This is a genomic window from Paucilactobacillus vaccinostercus DSM 20634 (assembly GCF_001436295.1).
Lineage (GTDB): Bacteria > Bacillota > Bacilli > Lactobacillales > Lactobacillaceae > Paucilactobacillus > Paucilactobacillus vaccinostercus.
Genome location: NZ_AYYY01000030.1, coordinates 60036 through 67028, shown reverse-complemented (window position 1 = coordinate 67028; position 6993 = coordinate 60036). Strand labels below are relative to the sequence as shown.

Annotated in this window: 8 protein-coding genes; 4 read left to right on the top strand and 4 right to left on the bottom strand. The window is 45.7% G+C overall.

Going from position 1 to position 6993, the window contains the following annotated elements; genetic code table 11:
- From FC26_RS13060 to FC26_RS07630, 3 genes are all read left to right on the top strand, one after another.
- A partial coding sequence (locus FC26_RS13060; protein WP_235809485.1) for an RNA-guided endonuclease InsQ/TnpB family protein occupies nt 1-323 on the top strand: 323 nt, incomplete at its 5' end.
- A 154-nt stretch (nt 324-477) separates the two neighbouring features.
- On the top strand, nt 478-618 hold the full coding sequence (locus FC26_RS12745) for a hypothetical protein (protein ID WP_157061118.1): 141 nt from the start codon (nt 478-480) through the stop codon (nt 616-618).
- 27 nt (nt 619-645) lie between these two features.
- Nucleotides 646-1398, top strand: coding sequence for a quinone oxidoreductase family protein (locus tag FC26_RS07630; RefSeq protein WP_057779349.1), 753 nt, complete (start codon nt 646-648; stop codon nt 1396-1398).
- A 135-nt stretch (nt 1399-1533) separates the two neighbouring features.
- Here the strand turns inward: FC26_RS07630 and FC26_RS07625 are convergent, their stop codons facing one another.
- Entirely contained in the window at nt 1534-4083 is a 2550-nt protein-coding gene (locus FC26_RS07625; protein WP_057779347.1) for a mucin-binding protein, read from the bottom strand.
- Between the two features lie 25 nt (nt 4084-4108).
- Nucleotides 4109-5587, bottom strand: a complete 1479-nt coding sequence (locus FC26_RS07620; RefSeq protein WP_057779346.1) for a hypothetical protein — start codon at nt 5585-5587, stop codon at nt 4109-4111.
- Between the two features lie 296 nt (nt 5588-5883).
- On the opposite strand from FC26_RS07620, the gene FC26_RS07615 reads away from it, so the two are divergent.
- Nucleotides 5884-6405 carry a hypothetical protein gene (locus FC26_RS07615; protein WP_057779344.1) on the top strand — a complete coding sequence of 174 codons (522 nt, stop codon included), beginning with the start codon at nt 5884-5886 and terminating at the stop codon, nt 6403-6405.
- A 130-nt stretch (nt 6406-6535) separates the two neighbouring features.
- On the opposite strand, the gene FC26_RS12920 is transcribed toward FC26_RS07615, so the two are convergent.
- Together FC26_RS12920 and FC26_RS12505 are read right to left on the bottom strand one after the other, a co-directional pair.
- The gene (locus FC26_RS12920; protein WP_164478251.1) at nt 6536-6676 is read right to left on the bottom strand and encodes a hypothetical protein; all 141 of its coding nucleotides are present in this window, start codon (nt 6674-6676) and stop codon (nt 6536-6538) included.
- 140 nt (nt 6677-6816) lie between these two features.
- Nucleotides 6817-6993 carry a FeoB-associated Cys-rich membrane protein gene (locus FC26_RS12505; protein WP_083483784.1) on the bottom strand — a complete coding sequence of 59 codons (177 nt, stop codon included), beginning with the start codon at nt 6991-6993 and terminating at the stop codon, nt 6817-6819.

Below are 6993 nucleotides of genomic sequence, written 5' to 3'. Positions count from 1 at the left end.
ATTTGGTTGTCGCTGAAGAGCTTAGAAGTAGAAATATGTTACGAAATCACGCTCTGGCCATGAGTATTTCTGATGTTGGTTGGCGAACGCTTTTGGGCATGCTGGCTTATAAAGCCGACCTGTACGGTCGAAAATTTATCACCGTTAATCCGAGAAACACTACTCAGACATGCCATGATTGCGGGTTTATTATGGGCACTGGAATAATGAACAAACTTACACTAGCCGATCGTAATTGGGTATGTCCGCAGTGTGAAACTCACCATATTCGTGACCATAATGCCGCTCAAAATATTTTGGCTAAAGGTCTCGCATCAATGTAAAATTATACAGTCCGTCTGGCAACCTGCGGACTATAAAGGCTTTGGTAATTAGCGGATAAGACCTGCTTGCAGGCAAGCGCTGTATCTAAGCAATTTGTGGTCATTGCACCGTTAGGTACAGTTCTCACAAGCTTCCGACTTTAGTCGGGAGTGGTTGACTCAAGCACCAATGTATCAAGAAACCACCTTACCGCTGGCACAATCGAATGAAGTCGTCGTGGATGTGCTGGCCGCCAGTGTTAACCAAGTGGTGATGGCTAAGGCAAATGGGACGCACTATTCTAGTGAAGGGTAGCTACCATTAATTCCTGGGGTAGATGGTGTGGGCAAAACAGCGGATGGTCAGCTCGTCTATTTTGTTGGGTCGAAGCCCCGTTTTGGGACGTTAGCTGAGCAAGTCGTCACGGATGCGCACTATGTGATGCCGCTACCCGCCAACGCAACCCCAAGTGTAGTGGCGGCAACCGTTAATCCAGCGATGTCATCGTACATGGTGATCATGGCGCGGTTAGGACAAGAACAAGTTCAGGGCAAAAAAGTGCTCGTTTTAGGGGCCACCGGTAATGCGGGGCGCCTCGCGATTACGATTAGTAAATTATTAGGAGCTAGCACAACGATCGCGGTAGGCCGTAATGCTGAAGAATTGCGTGTGAGTGAAGCCGATCTAACACTTAATTTAATCGACACCGATTTTGAAGCACAATTGGGGCAGGTGAGCGACGTCGATGTGGTGCTGGATTATCTATGGAGTGACGTCATCGCACGGGTGATGCCAGCATTGCTCAAGCAACGCCAGAACCATCATCAACTACTGAACTGGGTAGAGATTGGTTCATTAGCGGGCAGTAGCTTTGCGTTCCCAGCGGCGGCGCTCCGAAGTACCGCATTGTCACTCATTGGCAGTGGGCAGGGCTCTTTTTCTGCCCATGATTTAGCAACGTATTTGCCGAAGTTACTGACGTTGATTAGCGATGGTACCCTACAAGTACCAGTAACCGCCTACCCATTGAGTACAGTTCATGAAAATTGGCCAACGGAAACGACCAACCGGATCATTTTTGTGACGGGAGACTAGTCTTTGATTCAGGACTGAAAATGAGTCGCAAAACTAAAGATCGAACAAGTAAAAATGCGTGCCGAAATTCAATTTTTCATGAATTTCGGTACGCATTTTTTTGATAGTGTTTGTGTTTTTAGGGATATGCGTGGACTAATCAACGTAGCCAAAGTTAACCGTTCCGGATAGGCTTACGAAAAATTGGCCCAGTTCCGTCGTGATATTGTCGTTTCCGCCACCAATGGCGTGTGAAGCGTGCGATGAACCGGCACCACCGAAGACCACTTGTTGATGGCCAGGACCCAACTGGCTCTTTTTGAGGTCGTTGACTGATTGTTGACTGGTCGTGTAGTGGCTGGGCGTAGCGTGCCGATTTTGGTTAGTCGTCGTCTTTTTGGCGCTTGGAGATGCTGGAAAGTACTTTTGGTAGGCTTGCATGGCGTTACGTGGGGTCGTCTTAGCCGCTTTCTTGATTGTGACGTGGAAAACTTGTTGTGCGCGGGTAAATGTTTGTGGCAGCGCAGTCTCATCACTAATCATTTGGTAGCCTTGCTGTTGCAACGCGGCCAAGTGATTAACGGTCGTGAAGACGATCGGGGCGTTAACGGCACCTTTGAGTGTCTGGGAGGTGACTGTTTGCTGAGTGGTTGGATCGGTGTAGATGACCGTTGCACTGGTTTGATCTTCTGAATTTGTCAGTTGAAGTGTTTGACTTGCGGTTCCAGATTGGCGCGCAAATGCGGCAATGTTGGCCGCAATAGATAATCCATTGTCGGCTAATGATTGCAATGTGAAAGTAGTTTGACCGTCGTCAGAGGTTAATTGGAATGACTCATCGCTAACCCAATCCGTGTATGTTGAAAGGTGGGTGACAAGGTCGGTAGTGCGGATACGTGTGAAGTAAAGTGTAACCCGTGCACGATTGCCAGCCAGTGTGATGGTGAGCTGTTTATGCTGGGTTGTCGTGGCGAGGTGTTGCGGTTCGGTCAGTGTAATTGTCTGACTGGTTGTGTTCGTTTGATTAGCAAAGTTGGCCAAGTTCTCGGCAATTGTCAGGCCGTTATCAGCAACAGATAGCGAGTTGAAAGTAGTAAGGCCATCATCCGTAGTCAATGAAGAGAAGGATTGATCAGCCACCCAATCACTGTAAGTAGATTGATTAGTCGTTAAATTAGTGGTCTTTGTGCGAGAAAAGTTAACGGTAGCCTGATTTTGATTACCATCAATGGTGATCAAAAATTGTTTGTGTTCAGTGGTGGTTACGACGTGGTCGGGCGCGGTTAGCAAAACGGTTTGACTGGTAGCATCAGCTTGGCTAGCAAAATTGGCAATCGTTGTGGCCAGTGTGGTTCCGTTGGAAAGAACCGATTGAGCGTCAAACGTAGTGAGGCCGTCATCCGTGGTTAGTGAACTAAACTGATCGTCCGTGGTCCAGTCGCTAACACTGGTTTGGTTAGTAACTAAATCGGTGGTTGCCGTTCGGGTGAACGTCAAGGTTTTTTGAGCTTGATTATTTGCGATGGTAACCGTAATCGTTTTGGATTGGGTCGTTGTTTCTAACTGGTGCTTGAGATACACGTTGAACGTCATATTTTGACCGATGGCAGTGCTATTAAAAGTCAGTTCATCACTATCACGCAGTTGCGCAAGAACGACGGGTAAATTGGCAACGACATAGTGGGTCGGAATCTTGAATTGGAGGCTATTCGTGTAACCTGAAAATTCAATGGTAACGACCTGTTCACCGTCACGATCATCGTCAAAAAACACAATTTGGCCATTAATAAGCGCTAGTGTAAAGGTCACAATGACCGCCCGATTAGTTGGCAGGGTGGTGGTTGAACTGAGTGCGTCAGCAGTCACGATTATATTTTGACCACTACTAGTCAGTTGGACGCCATTACTGGTGGCGTCATAACCGGTTGGTTGGTGAAAAACGTACTGAATATAAGCACTCGCCATAGGAATATACGTTGTTTGTTGAGTAACGAGGTCCGTATCAGTGGCCCATTTGACTGTTTGTGTTTGATTAGCAACCGTACCGTCAGCGTCTGCGGGGACGTTGTCAAAGGTAATGGTTCTTTGCGTGGTGAGTCCACTATGTTCAAAGTCGGTATAAACGTGTTTATGGGTGATCGTAATCGTCACATTATCACTCTGATCGTTGGTAAAGGTCCCAACACCGTTAGTCGTTGTGACATCATACTGCGCAGTATCGTATTGCGTTAGTGATGGGTAACCAAAAGCTTCCGCAACTGAATCCCCCAAGGTTCCCGTTACGGTCACTACTCGGGTGGCTTGACCTTCAACTGCGATAGTAATCGTTGCACTGGCACTGGTATTTATTGGATTGGATGTCTGACTATCAGTAGTAGCGCTTGTAGCAGAATCTGCGGTATTCGCTGAATCTGCTGTGACGGCTGCGTCGGTGGCTGCCGAAGAGTTCACGTCGGCTGCGAGGGCACTGCCGGAGATAGACGCGATGGCACTAGCTGATGTGGTCTCTGCTGAAGCATCGGACACCATTGGGTTACTAGTGGCAGGTTGCACGGTGGCATCTTGATAGCCGGCTGAAGAAGCTGCTTGAGCTGGAGTGGCTAGCGTGAGTGCACTCAGAGTTGAGACGGTGAGCAAACTGCCCCAGAGCCAGCGCTTTGACGCGCTAATATTATGCGATTGTTGTGAATTTTCGTGAGTATCCATGATGAAATTCCTCTCGGGTGCGCACCTAATCCTGCGCCTTTTTGCAGGCGATAATGGTGTCAGCCAGTTGACCCCAATCAGTGGGTGTTGGCGGATCTTGCCAGATAATCTGTGGTTGGGTAATGAAACTAGAATAAAAATCGGACAGGTAGATGTTTGTATGGTCACTAATATTTTCTTCGATCACAATATGGGCGTTGTTGAAAGCTTGGAGTGTGCTCACGATGTAGTCAGTGTAAAGGTCACCCTGTGAAAAGTCGACACAGACGTAAACCTTGTCTACGAGTGCCGCGGTGGGAATTGCGTTAATGAGGGCAAACATGTAACTGAAGTACAGGTTCGTGGCATCCTTCGCCGTAAATTTGAAGTCGGAATTACGTTGGAGTTGCATAATAAAGCTGCTCACAACTTCATCAAAGAGCGGATAAGATTCTTGAAAGAAGCTTACCTGGCTGGCGTCCACGAAGGTTGTGGGTTCAATGTAGAAGGTTGTGAATTGAATATGGATGTTAGAAATTTTATCGCGAAGTGGTAATTGCGTGAGTTGCGCGGGATCCACCAGAATATGGTGAGCGGCAACGTTTTTCATAAAGAGATCGGTCAGATGGTTAGCAGCAGGGACGATGTCTGGACTAAAGCGTGTCACATCGACAGCGATGTAATCTTGAACCATTAGGAAGGTATACAGGTAGTCGAGTTCGTCATCACTAACATTGATGAGGTACTCCTTAGCAAGGAGCGCTCGAATTGCCTGAAGCTGATCGACTAGCGATTGTGGAATGTCGGTTAATAAATTAGTTGCCACTGGATTTTCGCCGGTAACCCGAATAATCCAAAGTTTCAAGAAAATAGATAATTTATTGAGGCGCGTTGGCGTATAGCTGATGTCAAAGACGGCCTTCAACTGATCAATAAGCATTGTGATCAATGGGTCTAGGTCACTAAAGGGGCTGTCAATGCCGTTATAGGCGGTGTAGTAGAGCTGAAAAAGATGCAACCGCGTCATATATTCGGTACTCGTTAAGCTTTTGCTGACCACGGTATGGCTGAAGTCGAGCTGCTTGATGATTTTTTTCATGCGACTTTCAGCATGGTAGAAGGTGGCATTGCTGATAAAATGTTCCTTCATGTAGTCTGTTTTGGAAGACTGATGGGCATAAATATAGTGGTACTCAAAAACAACGAACATCAGTGAACGCTGAAGGTAGATTAAACCCACCTTTTGGAGTGCGACCGTTGTGATCTGATTGCCACGTAAAATGCCCTTTTCCGGTTCGTCCAGATAAATTGGATTATCCGCGTTGGAAATGGTCATTAAGTCATTATTAATAGTTGTTATTGCCTTGTGAAGTCGGTAAGGCGTAAGCGAAAACTGGTCTTGTAACTGAGCTTCCGAAACACGCTGTCCATGATGACGAATAAGTTGCTGCAAAATTTGATAATAAAGTGCGTCGTCCTCTTCAAAAAAAAGCTGGTAGTCCATCTGATCACCCGTTTGAATCAAAATGATAAGCCACGTATTTACTTTGGTAACTCTATTGTATCCCGAAACCGACATTTTAGGGTCGAACTTTTTAAATTAATCTCAAAAAACTCTCTCAATTTTTTTGAATTTTAGCAAAAATACCAGAGAGTGACACCATCGACATAGTTAGCTCCGTGAATTATTCTTAAAGTTGTAAACCCGTACAAATGATAACTGCCATAAATAGGCGTGAATTAATAACTTTGAGATATTTACTTTGGTCAGAAATAACTCAAATGTCGAATAAAATAATTGGTTTTGAAGGAGGAACGCACATGATGAGTAGTAGTGAAGATCAATGTCGGTTCAAATTAAAGAAGTATCGTGGTATTTTGATGGGCGAACTGCTGGATTTGATGAACGTCCATGAAGAAGAAGAGAGTGATCACGAAATTGGCGAAGGACAGCAATGTCTGTTTTGTAAGCGGTATAATCAACTTCGTGTAGATTTGGACAAAGTTAATCAATTACTAAAAAACACCAAGCGACCAGCTGTTGATCGTGAAAAGGTGACACAAATCAAACGTCATTTCTACTATGTATGCACTGATCAATACAACAACTCATATGTGCTTCGGGCTCGCAACAAGGGTGAAGCCAGTGATCTGCTGCGGGCAACACAAGAAGGCCGGACAACGGATGACCTGCAACATATTTCTCGGCGCGAAGCCTTCCAGATCATCGAATCATTTGAAGGCGCAGACGCCAAGCGGACATTGGACTACCTCCAACGCGATGATTACTACTTGGGTGTGGTATCGCAACACGAAGCGGAAGCAACCCAGGTTAGAGCGTAGAATTCTGACGTGAGATTCGTATGATTTAGAGCTTGATGGATCAAATAATACAGAAAAAAAGGAAGGCAGTAACTACGATGGTAGTTATGGTCTTCCTTTTTAAGTGTGTCCTTATAATTAAAGGACAGCTTTAGTTTTCGTTTGAAAGTCGCTCGGCTTCCTTATCAAGATTGGCGAATCCAGAGCCCTTTTTTGCTTGAGGGTGCTTTGCACGATCTTCTTCGGCCTTTTGGATCATGGCCTTGCGTTGTTCTTTACTTAATTTTGCCATATCGATCACCTCTTTATCACAAACCGCTGTAAATCACAAAATAATTGAGGATTGTTAATGGTTAACACATCCTAATGATCATTATAGTGCTCTCTAGATTGAAAATACAAACATTTCGCACGGTTATTTGGAAGGCGTCGTTAGGCCTGATGCTTAGATAGCTTTTTAACGGTTTTTGCCTGCTCGACTAAGGGGGGGCACCCAATCTCTGAGCATTCGTGACAACTAGCGGCACTGTGGCCCTTTTTCAAGAACCGATTGTAAAAGACGGCACCGACGATGGCGAATAGAATCACAGCAATGATGATGGTTGACAT